The following is a 22,729-nucleotide window of genomic DNA, read 5'->3' as shown; positions in this document are numbered from 1 at the left end:
TTAATTAGGTGAAAAATAAATGATGTCTTCTGGACTAACAATGCCTTTTGCCAGACCTAAACGCATAGCGGGTGTTTTTTTGTCTTTTCCTGCAATACAATAATTATAATAAACTCGGAATATATCGAGTAACTTAACAATGTTCTTTGGGTTGTAAGCAGAATACCCATACCACCTTCTGCCAGAACTGCTGGCAGATGAAATAGCTCGCTCTAATAATGATAATCTACGTCTAACCTGCATAAAAAAATTATCAATCCCATGCATGGAGGCTTTGTTATATAACCATGCCTGATGGTCTTCATCATAGTCACCATAATCAGTAAGATAACAAATCGCTTTTTCTGGTTCAGACATATTAGGAAAAGGGTGTAAAAGCCATTTATCTTTCCAGTTTCCAATTTCCTGCATGTTTTCTAATCGATCTTTTATTATTTTTAATTTTATTTTATTTTTTGATAAATCAGGGTGTTCTTTTTTGCTGATCTGAAAAATAGTTCCTGGAATCATTTAAAGTTCTCCGCTTTTCATCAACAGTTAAATCCTTTGTTATTCGAACATAAAAAGCATCACAGCTTCTATTTTTTATTTCGTTATGGAAAGCTGTTAAGCAGGTTGCTCTCATTCCAGAATCTTGATCTAAAAAGAATCTGATTTTTTCAACACCACTGAACAATTTATGTATAAAAAAGAAATGTCCATACATCGTATATTCAGAATGGATCTGCATTCCATTTTGAGGCAATTTTTGTACTTGATAGAGAGCTTCTGATTCTTCTATATCATCACGAGAAATTGCATCCTTGTATGTTGCTGATATATCGGCACTTAAAGATGATCCATTTGTCTTTTTGGATCTTGAATTTTTCACACTCTCTTTATAATCACCATTCAACCAGAATCTTGCATGTTTTCGATAGGCGTATTGGGCATTATGATGTGTCAACACTTTTCCGGACAGTTTTCTAAATATTTTTTTGGCTGTTTCAAGTGATTTTTGTCATTTTGTATTTCCTATCATTTTAGTTTCTCATGTTAACTTTAAATAGATGAAGAGAAAGGGCTTTGCCCTCTGGAACGATAGAGCCGTTCCATTCACCCAAGGTATTTTCACAACGGTAATGATCCTGTTACAATATCTTCACGGCACAGGCTGAGGAGCCGATGGCCGTCAACGGTAATGGGCGGCATTTATGTCGCCTTTTACCCTCTTCAATCAATCGATTTAAGCTATTTCCTGCTGTATTTCATAATCGACTGGTGACAAATAATCATTAGCCGAATGAAGTCGCTCCCGATTATAAAATACCTCAATATATTCAAATATTGCCTGCTTTGCTTCTACTCTGGTTTTGAATCGACAATGGTGCGTCAATTCAGTTTTCAAACTATGAAAGAAGCTCTCTGATACAGCATTGTCCCAGCAATTTCCTTTGCGGCTCATAGACTGAATTATGTTATGATCCGACAATATTTTTCTATGACTATCAGAGGCATATTGGCTACCTCGGTCAGTATGCCAAAGCAATCCATCCATTGGTTTACGCTTCCATATGGCCATCAGTAAAGCATCATTGACTAGCTTGGCTTTCATTCGCTCATCCATCGACCAGCCAACAATTTGCCTAGAGAATAAGTCAATGACAACCGCTAAATATAACCAGCCTTCCTTGGTGGCAATATAGGTAATATCACCCACATAGTAGCGATCAGGTTGAGAGACAGTAAACTCTCTTTCCAGTAAATTTGGAGATATACGCTTATTATGCTTGGAATTAGTCGTCGCTTTAAAGCGTCTCTTCGTTTTACAAAACAAACCGGCTTTTTTCATTAATCGACCAATTCTCCGGCGGCTTATATGAACGCCTTTTTCAGCCAGTTTTCTTTTAAGACGACGGGTTCCATAAGTCTTGCGACTGTCTTCAAACAGTTTTTTAGCTGCTCAGTAAGCGCTTCATTTTCTTTCTCTCTATCCGTTTTAGGAGAGCTAACCCAATCATAATAGCAACTACGGGAAACATCCATAAAACGGCACAGAATCGTTACCGGGTAATCTTTAGCCTGATCAGTTATCCATGCGTACTTCACAAAGTTTCCCTTGCAAAGTACGCTGTGGCCTTTTAATAAATCACGCTCCTGAATCACTTTTGCCAATTCTTTTTTCAGACGTTTTACTTCATCATAAATGTGTTCATCACTTCTATTGGCTACCGTCTTCACCGGTTTGGAATATTTACTGATCCAGGTATGTAGAGTATTTACATTAACACCTAGCTCCCTGGCAGTCTGAGAAACGGATTGATCCGTCTCATTAGCTAATTTGACAGCTGATTCTTTAAATTCTGATGTATAGCTTTTATTCGGTTTTTTTGTTTGATCATTCATTTTAGGTCACACTTTTTATCTTTTAGTTATTTTAAGTTGTGTGTCCGGTTAAGTATAGCCACATTAGTATGGCCTGAACAGCCTGGCAATAAATCATTTAGAGCGGCAGTCATTACAAAAGGTAACGATCCTATCAGTGGTCAAAAAGTTTTTGTTCCCGACCACAAATTGTTTTTTGTTGATTTTTATGATTCAGAGCCAGCCTATTATCTTTGTGGTTTACTAAACAGCTCTACAGTACAAGCTTTTATTGATAGTCATAATATTTCAATTCAAGTGGGTAATGTGTTTAAACACATGAATTTACCAGAATTTGATGCAGATAATAAGAAACATAAAGAGTGATGTGTCAACACTTTTCCGGACAGTTTTCTAAATATTTTTTTGGCTGTTTCAAGTGATTTTTGTCATTTTGTATTTCCTATCATTTTAGTTTCTCATGTTAACTTTAAACAGATGAAGAGAAAGGGCTTTGCCCTCTGGAACGATAGAGCCGTTCCATTCACCCAAGGTATTTTCACAACGGTAATGATCCTGTTACAATATCTTCACGGCACAGGCTGAGGAGCCGATGGCCGTCAACGGTAATGGGCGGCATTTATGTCGCCTTTTACCCCTCTTCAATCAATCGATTTAAGCTATTTCCTGCTGTATTTCATAATCGACTGGTGACAAATAATCATTAGCCGAATGAAGTCGCTCCCGATTATAAAATACCTCAATATATTCAAATATTGCCTGCTTTGCTTCTACTCTGGTTTTGAATCGACAATGGTGCGTCAATTCAGTTTTCAAACTATGAAAGAAGCTCTCTGATACAGCATTGTCCCAGCAATTTCCTTTGCGGCTCATAGACTGAATTATGTTATGATCCGACAATATTTTTCTATGACTATCAGAGGCATATTGGCTACCTCGGTCAGTATGCCAAAGCAATCCATCCATTGGTTTACGCTTCCATATGGCCATCAGTAAAGCATCATTGACTAGCTTGGCTTTCATTCGCTCATCCATCGACCAGCCAACAATTTGCCTAGAGAATAAGTCAATGACAACCGCTAAATATAACCAGCCTTCCTTGGTGGCAATATAGGTAATATCACCCACATAGTAGCGATCAGGTTGAGAGAGACAGTAAACTCTCTTTCCAGTAAATTTGGAGATATACGCTTATTATGCTTGGAATTAGTCGTCGCTTTAAAGCGTCTCTTCGTTTTACAAAACAAACCGGCTTTTTTCATTAATCGACCAATTCTCCGGCGGCTTATATGAACGCCTTTTTCAGCCAGTTTTCTTTTTAAGACGACGGGTTCCATAAGTCTTGCGACTGTCTTCAAACAGTTTTTTAGCTGCTCAGTAAGCGCTTCATTTTCTTTCTCTCTATCCGTTTTAGGAGAGCTAACCCAATCATAATAGCAACTACGGGAAACATCCATAAAACGGCACAGAATCGTTACCGGGTAATCTTTAGCCTGATCAGTTATCCATGCGTACTTCACAAAGTTTCCCTTGCAAAGTACGCTGTGGCCTTTTTAATAAATCACGCTCCTGAATCACTTTTGCCAATTCTTTTTTCAGACGTTTTACTTCATCATAAATGTGTTCATCACTTCTATTGGCTACCGTCTTCACCGGTTTGGAATATTTACTGATCCAGGTATGTAGAGTATTTACATTAACACCTAGCTCCCTGGCAGTCTGAGAAACGGGTTGATCCGTCTCATTAGCTAATTTGACAGCTGATTCTTTAAATTCTGATGTATAGCTTTTATTCGGTTTTTTGTTTGATCATTCATTTTAGGTCACACTTTTTATCTTTTAGTTATTTTAAGTTGTGTGTCCGGTTAAGTATAGCCACATTAGAGTTATCAGCATTAAGTGAAGTAGCACATAATGAAGATAACAAAATCAAAAGACAAGCATTGTTAAAAACTATTTCTAAACTTGGAAATTCATTACTTTGAGCAAATATGGGTGTTTTTATACAAAAATATCAACACCTTTGTTTATCGGCTTGTCTTTAGAAGGGGGATTGAGGGGGTTGGGGTTGGCTTTTGATTGTGATATGTTTATTTTTTATCTTCAGTATCAAAATGAGTTTTAGCATATCGTATAGCAAGAGGTTTTGCTGAAAGACCATGTAAAATAATACTCAGTAATATTGTCAAAGAGGCGACTGCATAGATTTTTTCATGGCCTTCAATACTACCTAAGGTATGTACGGCTACCAGAATGTAAAGTATGGAAGCAATTCCCCTTGGACCAAACCAGCCTATAAAAAGCCTGGTGACTAAGTCCAGCTTAAAAAAACCAAGACTAATAATGATAGGTATGATGCGTAGGAGTGTTAAGCTTAATAGAGAAAAAATCCATACCTCGAGTGATAAGTAAGGCAGCATAAGGGGTACAAATACGAGGCCAAAGACAAGGAAGGTAATCATAATGAGAAATTCGCCTTCGCTTTCCGCAAACTCCTCTACATTTTTTTTGATCGCTTTGTTGGTATTGCCGAGAAGAAGTCCAGCGAAAAAGGCCGCAATATAGCCATTGCCATGAAAATATTCTGCAACATAGAAAGAGAATATGGCAAGAGCAATGGGGATGAGGTTAAGATATTGATGCTCAACCCACTCTTTTTTCATAGAAATTTGGCTTAATTTTGCCCCGATCCAGCCAACAAAAGCACCGGCAATTGCGCCAATGGAAATTTGTTGAGCAATATAACCCAACCATCCATCCGAAGACCCTGAATTCTGCGAAGCAATCATTGCAATAACAGTCAATAGAACAGGAAAGACAATCCCATCATTGAGCCCACTCTCGACATTAATTGTATTCCTAATTGTCTCAGGGATTCTTTTGTCTGAAACAACGATCTTGCCAAGGGCTGCATCCGTAGGTGCTAAGATGAGTGCAAGGAGAAGAATATAGAGTGGTGCTTCGTCAGGAAAAAAAGCTCTTCCGGTAAAATAAGTAATAATAATGGTGATGGGCATTGCCACAAAAAGTAAACGGGCAGGCAGTCGCCAATGGGCTTTAAGTTTTTGCAGATTGAGTGTGGCCGCATCTGAGAAAAGTATCAATATCAATGCTATTTCTGCAACAACCTGCACGACTTCTGCATTGATATTTACCGCGCTATCTCTCAGCATAAGAGGGGATAGTATTATGCCCACAGCAGTAAAGATCATAGGGCCTGAAATATTATATTTGCTCAAAAGTTTAGAGTAAAACCCATAACCTAATATCACAAGTGTGATACCGAAGATCATTAAATGCTCATGCATAGTTTTTATTTGCTCATAATGGCATCAATTCGATGCTGATTAAATTTGTGCCATTATAGCATCAAGTCCTTTTGCATCCAAAGAGACCTGATTTTTTGCTTTATAAGATATCCTTTATACGTTTTTGCTTGCCTGAGTTGTGACGTTCACGTAAATCTGATTCGATATAGCGATCAGTCGTCGCCATACTGGCATGACCCGCATCATCACGGACGTGTTCACGGGGACGAAATTTTACATCTTCTGATATACCAGTGTGACGTAACCAATGCACAGTGGCAACTTGTAAGTCATCTGCATCATCTTGCAAGCCATCCGCTTTCATTCTTTCATAGGCGGTATCAAAGGTATGTTGCACTATACGTCTGATATGTCTTGTGCTTGTGATTCCACCTTGGCCTTTAGATTTAATAATTAATGGATGTTGTTCATTTAAAGCCGGTAAAGCCGTATAGCCAAGGTATCTTCTATAGCGTTTTAAAGCGTTGAGCATGTCATCACACACTGTAATCGAGCGGTTTTTGTTGCCCTTACCAGTGACATCAAACCACCAATTATTGTCTCTGTCTTTTCTAAAATCGCCCATAATAGGCGTAGAACGCTCATCTTCAACTAATTCTGAGATCCGCAAGTACATCGCGAATAGGCAGTTCATTATAAAAAGGGTGCGCTCATGTTCAGGGGGATTTTCTTTGGCCATTAATTCTGCGGTTTCAATGACATAATCCCATTGTAGAGTGCTAATTCGTCTGACAATGGGTTTGAGTTGATCTTTTTGAATGAATTTACTTTTTTGTTTAATAAGGGCGACAGGATTTGATTCTGAGAGACTTTCCTGGATTAGATACTCAAAGAATGAAGATAAGGCTGTAAAAGTCGCTTTGATAGACGATTGGGATAAAAAAAAGTTTTTTTGATCGGGCACTTTGCCATGACTGTGTTCAATTTTTGAAATTTTCACAACAAAGGGTCGCCATTGGTCATTGGCTATACGTTGGTTTTGTATGGTTTTAAAGCGTGGTGTATTTTTTGTTCCGATCCAACTTATTGGTGGCTTGTAACAAAAACGAATAAAATCTTCTATATGTTCACGTCTTAGTTTTAGTATGGAAATATGTTCTATACGCCATGCCCATTGTAATAAGCGTTCAATTTCACGTCGATAACTATTAAAGGTTGCCGTGCTGCCATTGTAGCTAAAAAGAAATTTTAAAGCATACTCAAAATCAGTGTCAGCGCCCGGTATTGTATTGCCAGTAAAAACTTTGGCATCAAAGACTTTTTGTTTAAAGGGATTACCAATGTAGTTGAGGTTATCAATGATTGGCAAGGGAGATTGTTGCTTTAAAGCCATAGATTACGCCATGTAATGAATGAATAGTAAGAATTAACCTCATTATGACAATATTTACGCCCTATAGCAAATGTCCTATATTCACAAATATCGGACATTTGCTATTGACATTTAGAAGTATAAACCTACTTTCAGTTAAATTTAAATATTTCTTTGTTTTTAATGGCTTAAGTTTTTAAACCTAAAATAATCAGTTGAATCATAGCGAGAGCAACTTAGGTGCTGAAGATTAAGGGTTTTACAGGTTATTTTGGCTTTATTCGTAGTCACCCTACGGGTGAAGTCAAAATGTTCTGGAAAATCCTTAAGATTCAGTGCGTAAGACGACCGCAGTAGGTTCAACTGATTTTTCTAGGTTAAAAGCTTATGACGCAATGAAACTAATAATGAATAAAACACAGGCACAGCTAATAAGGTTAAAAACGTACCCGTTAATAATCCACCAATGGCCACAACGGCTAAAGGTGATAAGCGTTCAATGCCAACAGCCCATTCCATTGCTAGAGGAATCATACCAACGGCTGATGAAATGGCGGTCATTAATATGGGACGGGTTCTTTTTTCCACAGCATCTAATAAAGCTTGTTTGATATCAACGCCTTTTTGCATGGCAACTTTGGTAAAATCAATGAGCAAAATACCATTGTTAACGACGATGCCCATGAGTAAGATTAGCCCCATAAAGCTCGGCATGGAACCAAATTTATTACTTAATAATAAGCCCCATGCAGCGCCAATAACGGCCAATGGTAAGCTGGCCATGATTGCTAATGGGTCTAGAAAGGAGCGAAAAGTAACACTCAGCATCAGATATAGCATCATTAAACCCAGTACGAATGATTTTGCTAAACGTGAAAATGATTCAGATAATTGCTTATATTCACCTTCATAATAGATATTGTAGCCACGAGGTAATTTTAGGTCTGCTAGTGCTTCGGTAACATTATCATGCAAACTGGTAATGGATATATTTCTTCGCCAGGCAAGAATGTCGATCGTGGGTTCAAGATATTGGTGTGTCTCTGCGGTAGGTGTTGAAATTAGCCGAGGTTTAGCAACCGATGCTAAAGGTATAAATGTACCCTCCTTGCTGCGTATAGGAAGTGCATTCAGATCAATGGCATGATTTCGTTGACCATCCTTAATTCTTACCCATACAGGAATCGGATCTTCACCCATCACCCGTAATCGTCCCCCAGAAATGCCACCCACCGCCTCAGCAACTTGTTGTGCAATGCTTGAGGCAGATAAGCCATTAAGACGTGCTAGAGCAGGATCAACATTAAGTTCAATTTTAGTCGCATGATTTTGCCAACTTCTTTCAATACCGGTTAAACCATTGACTGTTTGTAAACGTGTGATTACTTCATCTGCTAGTCTGCTCAAAATAGCGGGATCAGGCCCTTTTATCATAACGTCCACATTAGCACTAATGGATGATAAGGGCGTGGATCCAAATACTGACACATTAGCGGTAATCAGCCCTGGAATTTTTCTGAGTTTATGACGCAATGCTTCATTAATTGTATAGAGATCCTGAGTTCTATGGAAGCGATCAATTAAGTTCAGTGTTACTTCGCCCTGTTGTAATAATCTTTTTGCGCCAAACGACTTTACGCCGGGTTCTGAACCAATCACAGCGGAATAAGAAATTATCCACGGTGCAGGAATTTCTTGTTCTATGATGGCTTCAACCTGTTTAATGATTTTTTTCATTGCTTTATCATCAGTATCTGCTTGTGCTTCAAATGTGATTTTTGAAATACCCGTGTCCATTAATGGCATTATTTCTCTACCCAGTAATTTCATTTGGCTCGCGCTGACAACAAATAATACCGTTAAAATAATGAGAATTAAAAAACGATGATTCAGTCCCCATGCAACAATATTGACATAGAAATGCTTTAAAGGCTCCATAACATAATGGGAAAATGGTTGTAGTATCCAGGCTAGAGGATCTTTAGAATCAGGCCTGAGTATATAGGGAGCAAATAATGGGATCAGGGTAATTGAAACAATTAAAGAGGCTAATAATGCAATAGCAAGTGTAATGGTTAAAGGCCTTAATACCGTTTGAACATAGCCTCCTATAAACATGATAGGCAATAGGACTAATATGGTACTAATAGTACCACTCGTGTCAGCTAATATAATTTCATCCAGCCCTCGAATGGCAGCAGTAAAACGCTTTTCACCAAGTTCACGCATTCGTCGTTCGATATTTTCTATGACGACAATTGCATCATCTGCAAGCAGGCCGACAGCAATAATAATGGCAGATAAAGTTACCATATCAAATTCAAAACCAATCCACCAAAGTATAGCAAAACTCAGTAAATAGGAGATTGGTAGTGATAAGGCAACGACTAAAGCGGCACGTGAATTACCAATAAAGAGTAGAATGACAATAATAGTCATAATAATGGCATCGCGCAAAGAATCCAGCATATTACTGACGGTTAAGCCGATAAGACGTCCCTGTGTATCGGCAATTTGAATATCTATGTTGGGAAACTTTTTTCTTACTGAGGCTAGGTTTTCATTGACTGACTCAATAACAGGTTGAGCGAAGCCCGCTTCAGAGCGTAACAAGGCAATGGCAACGGCTTCGCTACCATTGCCATGATATAAAGATGTTGGATCGGAAGCTCCCCAGTGAACGCTACCCAAGTCCCCTACTCTGATATGATGTCCCCCATCAAGGGGAACTAGAATTGCCGCTAAATCTTCAGGCCCTTTTGCTAAAGTTAATGTGGCTATACTTAACCGGACACACAACTTAAAATAACTAAAAGATAAAAAGTGTGACCTAAAATGAATGATCAAACAAAAAAAACCGAATAAAAGCTATACATCAGAATTTAAAGAATCAGCTGTCAAATTAGCTAATGAGACGGATCAACCTGTTTCTCAGAATAGAAGTGATGAACACATTTATGATGAAGTAAAACGTCTGAAAAAAGAATTGGCAAAAGTGATTCAGGAGCGTGATTTATTAAAAAGGCCACAGCGTACTTTGCAAGGGAAACTTTGTGAAGTACGCATGGATAACTGATCAGGCTAAAGATTACCCGGTAACGATTCTGTGCCGTTTTATGGATGTTTCCCGTAGTTGCTATTATGATTGGGTTAGCTCTCCTAAAACGGATAGAGAGAAAGAAAATGAAGCGCTTACTGAGCAGCTAAAAAACTGTTTGAAGACAGTCGCAAGACTTATGGAACCCGTCGTCTTAAAAGAAAACTGGCTGAAAAAGGCGTTCATATAAGCCGCCGGAGAATTGGTCGATTAATGAAAAAAGCCGGTTTGTTTTGTAAAACGAAGAGACGCTTTAAAGCGACGACTAATTCCAAGCATAATAAGCGTATATCTCCAAATTTACTGGAAAGAGAGTTTACTGTCTCTCAACCTGATCGCTACTATGTGGGTGATATTACCTATATTGCCACCAAGGAAGGCTGGTTATATTTAGCGGTTGTCATTGACTTATTCTCTAGGCAAATTGTTGGCTGGTCGATGGATGAGCGAATGAAAGCCAAGCTAGTCAATGATGCTTTACTGATGGCCATATGGAAGCGTAAACCAATGGATGGATTGCTTTGGCATACTGACCGAGGTAGCCAATATGCCTCTGATAGTCATAGAAAAATATTGTCGGATCATAACATAATTCAGTCTATGAGCCGCAAAGGAAATTGCTGGGACAATGCTGTATCAGAGAGCTTCTTTCATAGTTTGAAAACTGAATTGACGCACCATTGTCGATTCAAAACCAGAGTAGAAGCAAAGCAGGCAATATTTGAATATATTGAGGTATTTTATAATCGGGAGCGACTTCATTCGGCTAATGATTATTTGTCACCAGTCGATTATGAAATACAGCAGGAAATAGCTTAAATCGATTGATTGAAGAGGGGATGGAACGGCTCTATCGTTCCAGAGGGCAAAGCCCTTTCTCTTCATCTGTTTAAAGTTAACATGAGAAACTAAAATGATAGGAAATACAAAATGACAAAAATCACTTGAAACAGCCAAAAAAATATTTAGAAAACTGTCCGGAAAAGTGTTGACACATCAACCTTCCGGGGTTGGTAAGATGAAAAACAAACCCAAGTTCACCCAGGTTTTCTCAAAAGTTGCTGCGATTAACTATTTATCAGCAGCACGGTTCTTTTTATTTGCATCTCGTGATGTCTGGTTTGTTGTTGGCTTACCGGTTTTTTTATATGAAGTATTGCAATGGTCTTTAACTCAGATCGGTACCTTTATGGCATTATGGGTGATTGCTTATGGCCTAATTCAAGCCTTTGCTCCGAGAATATTACGCAGTAAAAATACCTCAAATCCACCGGGGGGTCATACTGCCAGATTATGGGCCTTTATTCTGGTAATATTTCCTTTCACGATGGTTTTGGGCCTCTATTTTTCCTGGCCTTCAGATGCAGTGATTATAATTGGTCTCACCTTATTTGGCATTGTCTTTGCCATTAATTCCGCCTTACATTCTTATTTGATTTTGGCTTATTCAGATCATGATAAAGTAGCAATGACGGTGGGATTTTACTATATGGCTAATGCGGGTGGGCGATTGATGGGGACGGTAATATCTGGACTGGCCTATCAACAATATGGCTTGATAGGCTGTCTGATAGGCTCCACTGTTTTTGTTTTAATTGCCGCCCTAATCTCAATTAAATTACCAGAGGTCGACGCTAATGGATAATTTTAATTTACTTCGCTTGCGGCTTACTCACAACGTACAACCAGATATAACCTGTAATGCCCGCTAGTAGCGAAGCTGCTAAAATACCTGTTTTAGCCATTAATAATAGATCTTCTCTGCCTGAAAATCCTAATTGCGCTACAAATATCGACATAGTAAAACCAATACCTGCCAATAACGAAACACCGGCAATTTGTGTAAAGCGTGTGTCCTTTGGTAGAACCGCGATTCCTAACTTAAGTATCAACCAACTTGCACCCGTAATACCAATGAATTTACCTAAAACCAAGCCCAAAGAAACACCTACCATCACAGGATGAGTAAAGGTTTCTGCCAATGAATCAATGTCAATGCTTATTCCTGCGTTTGCTAGGGCAAAGATAGGTATAATGAGATAGGCTACGGGTAAGTGCCAAGTATGTTCTAATCGTTGCAAGGGTGTTTCAACACTATGCACACCATTTTCCAATGTTTGCACAACAGCGCGTAACTTGTCGTTGGTCATAATGCTTTTTCCAGGCTCATGGCTGGCTTTAAAACGACTCATGAGATCTTTGACATGTTCGCTGAACAGCTCCGGATCATATTTTGGCGTTGCAGGGACAGTTAATGCCCCCAGAATACCTGCAAGTGTTGCATGAACCCCGGATTGTAATAATGCATACCATAATGCCACAGCGACAATAAAATAAGGGGTGGTTTTACGAATGCCCAGTAGATTAAATGCCAACAAAAGGGCAAATAATCCCACGCCAAACATTAAGGGTGTGATGGAAATTGTTTCTGTATAGAAGATTGCAATCACTAACACGGCACCAATGTCATCAACAATCGCTAAGGCCACAAGAAAAGTAATTAAGGCCTTCGGTACTCGACTGGCTAATAGGGCTAAAGCGCCAATGGCAAAGGCAATATCCGTCGCCATTGGAATGCCCCACCCTAGTGCCTCATCACCTTGAGGATTAATGGCAAAATAAATGAGTGCAGGTACAACCATACCGCCGATTGCTGCTGCAATCGGCAAGGATGCATTCTTTAAACTAGCTAATTCGCCCACCAATAATTCTCGTTTCAGTTCCAAACCGACCACAAAGAAAAATAAGGCCATTAAGGCATCATTTATCCAGTGATTGAGGCTCATTTCTAAAGACCAGTCACCTACGCCAATGGAAACAGGCATGTGAATAAAATGTGCATAGGCGCTAGCATAGGGGCCATTAGCCAAAAATAATGCTAATACGGCCATGGACATAAGTAAAAGTCCACTGGTGGTTTGTTTGTGAATAAATTCTTCAAAGGGGGTGACTATTGAATCGAAGCTTTTTTCCCAGGGGGAGTTATAAACCCCTTTGTTTCTTTTAAAAATATCTTTTAAGTTATTTTTCATAATGTTTTCCGTTAATTCTTTTGCTTAATTCTAACTGTTCAGTGTAATTTACCGCATGCGATGAACACTAATTATTTATTATTTACAAACAGTGAATCACGCGCCTCGTTCAATACTGCTGAGGTCACTGAATGGGTAATACGCCTTTCCACTGAAATGGCATAAAAATGTTCTTTAATTTCATTAACCTGACCAATAGAAGACACTTGATATTGCCATTCTACTTCCGATTCAATGACTGACGGGGCAATAAAAATCCCCGCCCCTTCCTGTCCAAATACCTTCATTAAAGCACTATCATCAAATTCTGCCACCATACGTGGATAAATCCGATATTTATCCAGCCAATGATCGATCGCAGAGCGCAATTGTGACCCACGACTGGGTAATAGTATAGGCGCTCCATTGAGACATTCAGGAAAATCACCTGTTAGACTTTTTCTTAAGGCTTTAGTTGCAAAAAAACTCACCGAACACTCTCCTAATTTATGACTATAACCTCTAGTACTAATAGTCGGAGGGATGGGGCGATCAGCGATCACTAAATCAAGTCTGTGAATAGCAAGTTCTGCCAAAAGCATGTCTAAACTGGCTTCACGACAGACCATACGAACCGATTCTGAGGTATGTAAGGCCGGTTTTAATATTTGGTGTGTGATAGATTTAGGAATTACATCAACGACACCTACGCGAAATAATTGTGGACGACCTTCTGGTAGTTGATGGATTATTTCTTCTAACTCACCACCTAAGGAAAAGATTTCATCGGCATAACCCAAAATTTGTCGGCCAATCTCAGTTATTTCAAGATTTCGACCAATACGGGTAAACAAATCAACCCCTAAGTAATTTTCCAACATAGTCAGTTGGCCACTGATCGTCTGTGGTGTAAGGTTTAATTGCTCACTAGCACGGGCAATACTACCTTCTTTTGCGACCGTCCAGAAATAATGTAAGTGCTTATAATTGATCATTCACCTTCCCGATTCGATTTATTCGAACAGTAAGGCAAGTATAATCGACTTTTATAAATAATTAAAGTTGTTATTATAAAACTACGGCGAGATTCATAGTGAATTGAGTCATCTTAGCCTATGGTCTTTTTGTTGCCAGACCAACTTACCTAACTCCCCTGGCAATGAAGAGGCCATCTTTTAAGCACTCATTATTTGCTGGTGCTCTTGAATGATTTAATAAAACCACAGCTTATATTATCCTTATCTCTATTATTTTTTGCATTATGCTCACAATCTGAAACATAATGTTGTAATGTTTGTTTAATCTGTAGCAGTTCTGCAATTTTTTCTGTCACCAGATTTAACTTCTGCTGGGCCAATAAGCTCGCTTCCCTGCAATTTGCCTTCTCATCAAGTATTAATAACTCTTGAATTTCACCCAAAGTAAAACCAACCCGTTTAGCCCGCTGAATAAACAATAGTTGTTCATAAGCTGCTTGTGAATAAATTCGATAGCCCTGATCGGGTTTAACGGGTTCTTGAATCAGGCCACGTTTTTGATAATAACGAATTGTTTCAACATTCACTGAAGCCATTTTTGCTAATCTGCCAATGGTTAGGGCTATATTGCTCATAAAAAACCTATGTAATATGATGGTAATTGTTTTTAAAATAGTATTGATGAATATTGACTCTGTACCATGGTACAGAGTATACAATAGCTTTGAAGCAAGTACCGCATAAATTAATATTTGAGCCGATTATATAAATGAACTACTTTCCCCCTAAACTGAGCAGTTTACTCATCTTTTTTGCCATTGTTAGTCTTCCACAAATAAGTATGTCTAAAGAATACAGTGGACCCCATTGTCAAGACAGCTTTCTCAAATATTAAGATATAATTCTGTTGGTTATTTATAGTATTAGTCTTATCCACATATCCACAGGTCTGCCAGTAGTCCAGAGACGCTTGCGATATATCTCAGGGCTACTGGCTTGGCCTGTGGATATGTGGACAAGGCGGTTGCCAGTAAAGTTGATTATCCTCTCATCATGCTGCCCGTTTTAAGTCTGGAACAACTTCTTTCATCACGCCATAGATCTCTGCAGGCGTTTTTCCACCGTGTGTACTGTGTGGTCGTTCATGGTTGTAAAACTCAAAATATTCCTTTAATGAGCTCTTTAGCTCATCAATACTTTGGTAATCCTTGAGGTAAATTTCCTCATATTTTACACTTCGCCAGAGTCGTTCAATCATAATGTTATCCATTGCTCTGCCTTTGCCGTCCATGCTGATTTTTATATCATTGGCCTTTAGAACACCTGTAAATGCTCTGCTAGTATATTGAGCACCTTGATCCGTATTGAAGATTTCTGGCTTTCCATATCGTCGCAGTGCTGTTTCCAGACTACTGATACAAAAGCTTTCTTCCATGCTGGTTGACACTTCCCAGGACAGCACAAAACGGCTACTCCAGTCCATAACAGCACTTAGGTAGACAAATCCATGTGGCATCCGTAAATACGTGATATCTGTGCACCAAACCTGGTTATTCCTATTAATATCAATTCCTTTGAGCAAATATGGATAGAGGTTATTTACTTTGCAAGGCTTGCTGGTATTGGGTTTTGGTGCCACTGAAACCAATCCCATGATCCGCATAAGCCGTTGAACTTTTTACGATTAATTTTATAACATTTCAATCTTAATGCATTACGAATTTGACGACTGCCATAGAATGGATGTTTTATGTACAACTCATCAATCAAATTCATTAATGTTAAATCTTTATTTTGCAGAGGCTTTTTAGGTTGATAGTAATAGCTTGAACGGTTCAGGCCGATAAGCTCACATTGTTTTTTGATGCTCAACTGAGGGTGCTCTTTTTCTATGCAACACCGCTTTCTGCTCTACTCAGTTGAACATCTTCAACTTTTTTGACAGCCAGTCAGCCTCTACTTTTAGTTGACCTATTTGGCTGTACAGGTGTTCTTTTTCCTTTTCATGTTCAGCATCTTTATTCTCTAATTTTTTTGAAAAAGTATCGGCTGCACCATCAAGCATCTGCTTTTTCCAGCTATTGACCTGGGTGGTGTGCACTTCAAATTCTGACGCAATTTCTGCGACTGTTTTTTGACCTTTCAAAGCCTCAATGGCTACTTTTGCTTTAAATTTGTTGTTGAATGTTTTTCTTTTTGTGCTCATTTTTTTGTTCCCCGTTAGGTTAGCTCTTATATCTTAACCTATTGTCCAGTTTTCGGGGTCCACTATAGAATTTGTTCCCCAATAAAAGCACCTGATAGCTATTTTATGAGTCAGGACAAAGAGATTAAGCTATCTGAATTTCAGGGAAAGAAAACCATTTTATGGCTTTTTTCAACTTGGTGTCACACCTGTGCTGCAGGTGTTAAAGCCTTTGCGAAAAGAAAAGATGACTTTGAAAAATACAATATTACTTTAATCGCCTTGCGTAACCATAAAAATGGGGGCTATCCTGGGCCGAGTATCAATGAGTTTATTGACCATTATGTTGCAAATACAGAACTGACCAAAAACTGGGTCATAGGTGAAACGTCCAAAATGATGGATAAACAATATAATTCAATTCAATATCCAGATATCTTTTTTTAATTGGTGAAAATGGCATCATTCAAGATAAAGGCACTGCACCTGCTGTTTACATTAAAAAAATTATGCATTTTGTTAAAACAAAAGCTAAAACTCAGCCTAAGCAAGACGGAAAAACTCAATGAAAACAATATATTGCGCCTTAATGACCGTATGGCAACAAATAAGTTATCGCTGGCTAAGTTTATTGGCTTTTATAGCCTTCCTAATACTGTATTTATTTACTCTTCCCTCTGCTTTTACTGGCGGACAAATAAGCATGATGACACTGGAGTATTTAGATGTCAGCATGGTGTTATTATCCATTAGCATGGCAAGCTTAGTTGCATTAATTATTAGTTTAATGACATGGCTAATCAGGCAAGGACAAAAATCCAGTAAGGCATCTGCAACCAGTGGTGTCTTAGTCGGTATTTTCACCCCCTACTCTGTTGTTCGCCATTAATCCCCATTCTCTTTGGTTCCATGGCCAGCCTATTACCCTCCTTTATCGGTAGTTCAGGGCCATTATTTCAGGGCTTTATAGCGACACATCAAACAGAATTATTTGCTTTTGCAATTTTATTGTTAATATTAGCACTTTTTCAAAATGCTAAAAAAATAGTTCAAGGTGTTGTTTGCCAGTCAAATAATCCACAGGTATAAATCATGTCAAATTGTTGTTCAACAACTAACGCTAATAAAGACATTTTAAATTTTCCAAAAAAATATAGCTGTCCGATTAATAAGAAAAGCTATTCATTGGTTTCTAAAACAACCATAAAACACCATATAAAATCTCCGTGGAATTTACCTGAAGGCGAACAGGGCTATTATTTTTGTTCAGATCCAAATTGTGATGTGGTGTATTTTTCTCAAGATGATTTTATTATTCATAGTAATCAATTAAGAACGGAGGTGGGAATAAAAGTTAAGTCCAGACAAAAGACTTTATGTTATTGTTTTGGCATTGATTACACACAAGCTACCAATGAACCTGAACTAAAAAAATTTGTTATCGATCAAACCCGATCTAATGCCTGCGCATGTAATATTAGACACCCCTCAGGAAAATGTTGCCTAAAAGATTTTAATACGATTAAAAATAACTATAAGATTACGCGGATTCAACTCTGAAGTGCAACGCAGGAAATTCCAGTTCTTGCAAATGATTTTTTCATTGCCTGGAATGGTGTTTGAAAGCCGAGTGCCTTTCTAGGTCTATTATTAAGTTTTTCCATCATGTTGTAAACCTCTTTATCAGTCACTTCTTTAAAGTCTGTATCTTTAGGAAAAATTGTCTAATCAGTCCATTAGTATTTTCATTTAACCCTCGCTCCCATGAAGAATAAGGGTGGGCAAAATAAAATGCTGTATCAAGAGCTTTGCTTACCTGCTCATGATAAGCAAACTCTTTGCCATTGTCTGCGGTAATACTATGAAGCCTGTCTTTAAAGGGTTTAAGCAATTGTATTGTTGCTTGTGTCACCCAATCAGCCTGTTTGCCATTCACTCTTGCTACTAATGTGTAAAGCGTTTTTCTTTCTACAATCGTGACCAGAGCACCACTGTGTCCTTTACCGATCACTGTATCAATTTCCCAGTCACCAACACGACGTTTATCATCAACAATCTTAGGACGGTCATCAATGGAAATTCGATTAATTATTTGTCCTCGACTGCTTTTACCGTTACTACCACGCTTTTGGTATTTCTTTCCCTGACGCCTTAAATACTGATGTAAATCACCACCTTGCTTCTTATCATCCCATATGTGTTGATAAATACGTTCATGGCTAAGAAGTAGCATTTTGTCATTCAGTAACCAACCTGATATCTGTTCAGGACTCCACTGGTGCTGTGAAAGCTTTTCATCAATAAGGGCAATCATGTCATCCGTCATTTTAATTGCTTTAGAAGCATTGTAGCGACGCTTAACGGCTTTTTCTTGAGCTTGCTTAAATCGATAGCCACGTAAACCAGCGTTGCGTTTAATTTCACGGCATATAGTAGATTTACTCACCTCAATCGCCTGAGCAATTTTAGACTGGGAAATGCCATTTTTAATCTCAGTCGAAATGTAGTATCTTTGTTCTTGTGTCAATTGCTTGTAAGTTCTCATAAGTCACTTTACTCTTGCAGGAGAAAATGGCCGATTTTACAAGCAATTGGCCATTTTTTCGAGCAAATCATTACTGTACTTATGATTTTTTTAGTAGCGCCGTCAGGCGCGTCGCTGGCTCATGAAATTCCCGGGGTGGCCATCGCTACGCTCGGCCACCCCGGGAATTTCATGAGCCAGCGATAAACCAGCAAATATCACAAATACAACCAAATAGTGTTGCACTTATGAGTTGAATCTAAGTTAGGTAATATGTATAAATTTCTCATTTAGTTACCCAGCATTGCCTGCTTTAAATCTGAATCAGCCGGTTCAGATCCTAACCAAATTTTTAGTAAGGCTGGGAAAAAATCATCGCCTTCTACTACGCCTGATAGTTTTTCATTAATAACAACTTGTGTTCCTTTATTAGGAATGAAGTTTAAGTTAATAGTATCGCCTTTCTTTACACTGGTAAAAAATGAATTGAATAGTTTGATTCTTGGCTGTAATTGTTCATAAGTATCTTTTGATAAGTTGTTCTCAAAACCATCTAACCAGCCATTATTGAGTTTTTCTTTACTGACTTCACTATAAAGAAAGTGCATTCTAATGCTTTTCTCACCTGTCAGTTTATCAATTTCTTCTAATGTCGATACTTTTGTTTCAAGATAGAGTGAGCCAATATAAATATCAAAGAAAAATTTACTTCGAATACCTGCACCATTTAACTTAAGTTCAGTGTTACTCGCTTGCGATGAAATGGTTTCAGGAATATTTACGTCAGAAATTTCTCTTGAAAATACTGGGAGTGAATAACTAATTGATAACAAAATAATTATATTGATAAGTTTAAATAGCAATGTGTTAGTCCTTTTTAATCATGATTAATATATTAGTCTAAGTCAAAGCAAACAAAAAGTCACATTTTATACTTTATGGTGCAACATTAGAAATAACGGTATCATCAATAAAGACACAATTTTAAGCATTGATAACGGGCTGATAGAGAAAAATAGACTGGAAAATAAAATACGCTAAAGTGTCACATTACCTGACACATTTAGCTTTTCTAAATGTCATGGAACAAATATTCTTTGATGAGTTTATAGGCCTACAGATTGACGGGCATATTGTGAGTAACCGTACTCACCACCTTGCATATAATGCCATTTCTTTATGCCGGTAATCTTAATCATCTCATAGAGGCCATTAATCTGGCGTCCGGCTGTATCATAAACTAATAATGTTTTTTTACTCGTTTTAATAGAGTTCAAGTAGGCAATTAATTCTTCTCTTTCACTCAGTGTGATATTTTTTTCTTTTTGAAACATAAAGAGTTTAAAGGCTAATCTATCACTTTTTTCTCTGATATCTAAAATTGCATAATCATTAGTTTTATTGTCCATAACGAACCGTTCAAAAGCTTCTGGTTCAAGAGTATGTTTTTTTATTTTTTTGAATGAGATCAAAGGGTTTCTGTCTGAAACTTCAAGGCCATTTTTTAACACTAAATCATTATAACTATAGGCAATAGCATTAATACCTGAGTCATAAGTCAATATTTTTTGTTGAATATTGTTGGCTTTAAATAATTGCAGAATTTTTACCGATGCAGTATAGCTTTTAGAACAAGAGATGCCATTACAATATGCCACGATTGGTTTATGATGCGTCTCTATGAATTGCAGAATTTGATGCTCAAAATCCTTACTTTTGACAAAAATATTTGTTGAGCCCTTAACATGCAAGGCATTGAATGAGGTTTTATCACGGACATCAATCACAGCAAAATTATTATCTTTAACACCGGCTGCAAATGTATTGGTATCAATATAACTGAGTTGTGGATAAAAATGTCGCTTAGGGAATTGGCTTGATTCATCGCTTGCATAACTATTTGCAAACCACAAACACAATAAAACAATCAATAATAAAAAATTAGAGCTTTTCATCATACTTCTCCTAAATAAACTTAAAGCGTTAGTTTATTAATCAAATGCAAGGAGGACGTAATGATATTCAATCAGAAATGATCGACAACCATGAGATGTCCAGGTAACCCCACTTTCATAGATGCTAAATAAAATAACACCCTTAGAATGGTAGCTTTGCGAGCCTGAACTTTCGAACAGGTTGCCCTTTTCTGTGATTACTTAATTCAACTGTAGATCATATATTGCAAAAAATCAATGATCAAACACAAAATTTGATGACTCCAGATAAATATTATTTTGGCGGTAAATCACTAACTTGATAAATTTTAAGATGACTTATATAATTATATTTACATTTATACAATCTATTCAAGGAGAATATCATGCAAATTGATGCCAGTTCACCTATCGCCGCAAGTTATACTCAGCCATCTAACACACAAAATATTGCCACTCAGTCAAAACAGGTTCAGGCGACCCAATCCCCTAGTGCTGAAGCCAGTGAATCAACGGTACAAGAATCAAGAGAGTCTCAAAAAACACAACAGGTAGAATCCAGCAGTTCATCTGAAGGTGGTCGTTTAGATGTTTACGCCTAACAAATATTAAACAAAGTGTCTTTAATCATTTGGCTACCTTCTTTGCCAATTGCTCCGCTTTATATTTAGCCTATACATAGAATGAGAACTGGTGAACCACACCTAATAATAACTATTGTAATTATTAGGTGTGGTTTTATTTAATCTTTTTGTTCTAAATGCATCTCTTTCAATCTGCTAGCATGCTATATGTGGGAGATCATTGAGCTTCTATTTTCCTTGATTTATATTATCGAGAAAATTACTGATAAGCGTTATTATTAACTTTACCAGCGTGGTTAAAATATCCAGCTTATTAGCAAATGTTTTCAAAATTATTATGCTATAAATAGTCTAAATTAATATTGGTAAGAAAATGAAAAAGAAAATAATTATTCCCCTATTGATCGTTATTGCCATTCTGTCTGGCTGGTATTTCTATAGCACAGCAAAGAACAATCAACATACCGATCAAGTCACTTTATTTGGTAATGTTGACATCCGTGAAGTTAATCTGAGTTTTAATGGTATTGAACATATTAGCTCAATAATGGTTGAGGAAGGTGATCATGTAAAAAAAGGCCAGGAACTGGCTTTTTTGCACACTGAATTATTGCAAGCCAATTCTGCACAGGCTAAAGCTCAAGTAGAAGCACAAAAACAAATACTTGCCGCTCTAGTAGCGGGAACACGACCTGAAGACATCAGCAAGGCTAAAGCTGATTTAGAATCAGCCAAAGCAATAATGAGTAGTTCCGAACATACGGCTGGACGTATAACTAAACTTGCGAAAAAAAATCTTGCTTCAACTGATGAAGCAGAACATAGCCGTTCAGTTGCTCAGGCAGATTCAGCTAAGGTTAAAGCCCTGCAGGCAGCACTGGATTTAGCAATTGCTGGTCCCAGAAAAGAAGTAATAGCTCAGGCCAGAGCTATATTAAATGCCAAACAAGCTGAGTATATAAGGGCATTTCAAAATCTTAAAGATGCCACTCTTTCTGCACCCTCTGATGGTATTATTCGCAATCGTATACTTGAGATGGGTGATATGGCCTCTCCACAAACGCCAGTGTTCACTCTGGCACTCACTGAACCTGTCTGGATACGAGCCTATTTAGCTGACCCCCTATTAGGTCAAGTTAAACCAGGAATGGAAGCCAGTATCTATACTGACAGTTACCCGGAAAAAAACTATGCTGGCTGGGTGGGTTATATCTCACCTACAGCAGAATTCACCCCAAAAAATATTGAAACAGCAGAATTACGAACACATTTAGTATATCAAGTACGTATTTATAGTTGTAATGACAATAATGAATTACGTCTTGGAATGCCAGCGACCGTTAAGATTGATTTGAAGCAAAAAATAGCTGATGATTCTGGTGTAAAAAAACATTGTAAAAAAGCATTATAAA

18 protein-coding genes, 4 pseudogenes and 1 riboswitch are annotated in these 22,729 nt (G+C 37.8%); of the genes and pseudogenes, 8 read left to right on the top strand and 14 right to left on the bottom strand.

All coding sequences use genetic code 11. The annotated features are described in order from the left end of the window. The 3 genes from JEU79_RS13755 to JEU79_RS28655 form a co-directional block, all read right to left on the bottom strand. Nucleotides 1–510 carry a hypothetical protein gene (locus tag JEU79_RS13755; protein ID WP_198264557.1) on the bottom strand — a complete coding sequence of 170 codons (510 nt, stop codon included), beginning with the start codon at nt 508–510 and terminating at the stop codon, nt 1–3. Next, nucleotides 464–949 carry a hypothetical protein gene (locus JEU79_RS13750; RefSeq protein ID WP_214660569.1) on the bottom strand — a complete coding sequence of 162 codons (486 nt, stop codon included), beginning with the start codon at nt 947–949 and terminating at the stop codon, nt 464–466. Before JEU79_RS13750 ends, JEU79_RS13755 begins: the two co-directional genes overlap by 47 nt. A gap of 276 nt (nt 950–1,225) precedes the next feature. Further along, nucleotides 1,226–2,385 (bottom strand): IS3 family transposase gene (locus JEU79_RS28655; RefSeq protein WP_425511149.1). Its coding sequence is split into 2 segments (ribosomal slippage): nt 1,226–1,935 and nt 1,935–2,385, totalling 1,161 coding nucleotides; the frame shifts between segments, so codons are not numbered across the junction. A gap of 36 nt (nt 2,386–2,421) precedes the next feature. Between JEU79_RS28655 and JEU79_RS13735 the strand changes: the two genes are divergently transcribed. Further along, a complete protein-coding gene (locus JEU79_RS13735) occupies nt 2,422–2,730 on the top strand; it encodes a hypothetical protein (protein WP_198264554.1) in 309 nt (102 codons plus the stop codon). 288 nt (nt 2,731–3,018) lie between these two features. Here JEU79_RS13735 and JEU79_RS13730 read toward each other — a convergent pair. The 4 genes and pseudogenes from JEU79_RS13730 to JEU79_RS13715 form a co-directional block, all read right to left on the bottom strand. Further along, nucleotides 3,019–4,170: pseudogene (locus tag JEU79_RS13730) on the bottom strand (IS3 family transposase); the annotation flags it as partial. A 284-nt stretch (nt 4,171–4,454) separates the two neighbouring features. Then, on the bottom strand, nt 4,455–5,672 hold the full coding sequence (locus JEU79_RS13725; RefSeq protein WP_198264553.1) for a cation:proton antiporter: 1,218 nt from the start codon (nt 5,670–5,672) through the stop codon (nt 4,455–4,457). Between the two features lie 100 nt (nt 5,673–5,772). Then, nucleotides 5,773–7,026, bottom strand: coding sequence for a tyrosine-type recombinase/integrase (locus JEU79_RS13720; protein WP_198264552.1), 1,254 nt, complete (start codon nt 7,024–7,026; stop codon nt 5,773–5,775). A gap of 351 nt (nt 7,027–7,377) precedes the next feature. Next, nucleotides 7,378–9,804 carry an efflux RND transporter permease subunit gene (locus JEU79_RS13715; protein ID WP_246540301.1) on the bottom strand — a complete coding sequence of 809 codons (2,427 nt, stop codon included), beginning with the start codon at nt 9,802–9,804 and terminating at the stop codon, nt 7,378–7,380. Between the two features lie 40 nt (nt 9,805–9,844). Between JEU79_RS13715 and JEU79_RS13700 the strand changes: the two are divergent. Together JEU79_RS13700 and JEU79_RS13695 are read left to right on the top strand one after the other, a co-directional pair. Beyond that, a pseudogene (locus tag JEU79_RS13700) lies at nt 9,845–10,921 on the top strand (IS3 family transposase). 169 nt (nt 10,922–11,090) lie between these two features. Continuing rightward, a complete protein-coding gene (locus JEU79_RS13695; RefSeq protein ID WP_198264549.1) occupies nt 11,091–11,747 on the top strand; it encodes an MFS transporter in 657 nt (218 codons plus the stop codon). A 7-nt stretch (nt 11,748–11,754) separates the two neighbouring features. Here JEU79_RS13695 and nhaA read toward each other — a convergent pair whose 3' ends face one another. From nhaA to JEU79_RS13675, 4 genes and pseudogenes are all read right to left on the bottom strand, one after another. Continuing rightward, nucleotides 11,755–13,134 carry a Na+/H+ antiporter NhaA gene (gene nhaA, locus JEU79_RS13690; RefSeq protein ID WP_198264548.1) on the bottom strand — a complete coding sequence of 460 codons (1,380 nt, stop codon included), beginning with the start codon at nt 13,132–13,134 and terminating at the stop codon, nt 11,755–11,757. A 71-nt stretch (nt 13,135–13,205) separates the two neighbouring features. After that, a complete protein-coding gene (gene nhaR, locus JEU79_RS13685; protein WP_198264547.1) occupies nt 13,206–14,108 on the bottom strand; it encodes a transcriptional activator NhaR in 903 nt (300 codons plus the stop codon). A gap of 191 nt (nt 14,109–14,299) precedes the next feature. After that, nucleotides 14,300–14,725 (bottom strand): MerR family transcriptional regulator, encoded by a 426-nt coding sequence (locus JEU79_RS13680; protein ID WP_198264546.1) that lies wholly within the window; start codon nt 14,723–14,725, stop codon nt 14,300–14,302. Between the two features lie 416 nt (nt 14,726–15,141). Beyond that, nucleotides 15,142–16,296 (bottom strand): annotated as a pseudogene (locus JEU79_RS13675) (IS3 family transposase). A gap of 30 nt (nt 16,297–16,326) precedes the next feature. Between JEU79_RS13675 and JEU79_RS13670 the strand changes: the two are divergent. The 3 genes from JEU79_RS13670 to JEU79_RS13660 all read left to right on the top strand — a co-directional run bounded on the left by JEU79_RS13670 (nt 16,327) and on the right by JEU79_RS13660 (nt 17,835). Beyond that, complete coding sequence (locus JEU79_RS13670; RefSeq protein WP_343075011.1) at nt 16,327–16,722, top strand: peroxiredoxin family protein; 396 nt, start codon at nt 16,327–16,329, stop codon at nt 16,720–16,722. A 118-nt stretch (nt 16,723–16,840) separates the two neighbouring features. Beyond that, nucleotides 16,841–17,164, top strand: a complete 324-nt coding sequence (locus JEU79_RS13665) for a hypothetical protein (protein WP_198264544.1) — start codon at nt 16,841–16,843, stop codon at nt 17,162–17,164. 203 nt (nt 17,165–17,367) lie between these two features. Further along, nucleotides 17,368–17,835: a putative iron-sulfur cluster-binding metallochaperone gene (locus JEU79_RS13660; protein ID WP_281400904.1), complete on the top strand. Its 468-nt coding sequence runs from the start codon at nt 17,368–17,370 to the stop codon at nt 17,833–17,835. Here the strand turns inward: JEU79_RS13660 and JEU79_RS13655 are convergent. From JEU79_RS13655 to JEU79_RS13645, 3 genes and pseudogenes are all read right to left on the bottom strand, one after another. Next, nucleotides 17,826–18,820, bottom strand: a pseudogene (locus tag JEU79_RS13655) (IS30 family transposase). The gene JEU79_RS13660 and the pseudogene JEU79_RS13655 sit on opposite strands and share 10 nt — an antisense overlap. A gap of 269 nt (nt 18,821–19,089) precedes the next feature. After that, nucleotides 19,090–19,662 carry a chalcone isomerase family protein gene (locus JEU79_RS13650; RefSeq protein ID WP_246540299.1) on the bottom strand — a complete coding sequence of 191 codons (573 nt, stop codon included), beginning with the start codon at nt 19,660–19,662 and terminating at the stop codon, nt 19,090–19,092. A 243-nt stretch (nt 19,663–19,905) separates the two neighbouring features. Then, nucleotides 19,906–20,754 carry a rhodanese-like domain-containing protein gene (locus tag JEU79_RS13645; protein WP_198264542.1) on the bottom strand — a complete coding sequence of 283 codons (849 nt, stop codon included), beginning with the start codon at nt 20,752–20,754 and terminating at the stop codon, nt 19,906–19,908. Between the two features lie 99 nt (nt 20,755–20,853). Next, nucleotides 20,854–20,950: riboswitch (cyclic di-GMP riboswitch) on the bottom strand. 169 nt (nt 20,951–21,119) lie between these two features. Between JEU79_RS13645 and JEU79_RS13640 the strand changes: the two genes are divergently transcribed. Both JEU79_RS13640 and JEU79_RS13635 read left to right on the top strand, forming a co-directional pair. Continuing rightward, entirely contained in the window at nt 21,120–21,335 is a 216-nt protein-coding gene (locus tag JEU79_RS13640; protein WP_198264541.1) for a hypothetical protein, read from the top strand. A gap of 355 nt (nt 21,336–21,690) precedes the next feature. Next, a complete protein-coding gene (locus JEU79_RS13635) occupies nt 21,691–22,728 on the top strand; it encodes an HlyD family secretion protein (RefSeq protein WP_198264540.1) in 1,038 nt (345 codons plus the stop codon). Nucleotide 22,729: the final 1 nt, after the last annotated feature.

Origin of the sequence: sulfur-oxidizing endosymbiont of Gigantopelta aegis (genome assembly GCF_016097415.1) — a bacterium.
In the GTDB taxonomy this organism is placed as follows: domain Bacteria; phylum Pseudomonadota; class Gammaproteobacteria; order GRL18; family GRL18; genus GRL18.
Note: the sequence above shows the minus strand (reverse complement) of the source record. Positions and strands in the feature narration are given on the sequence as shown.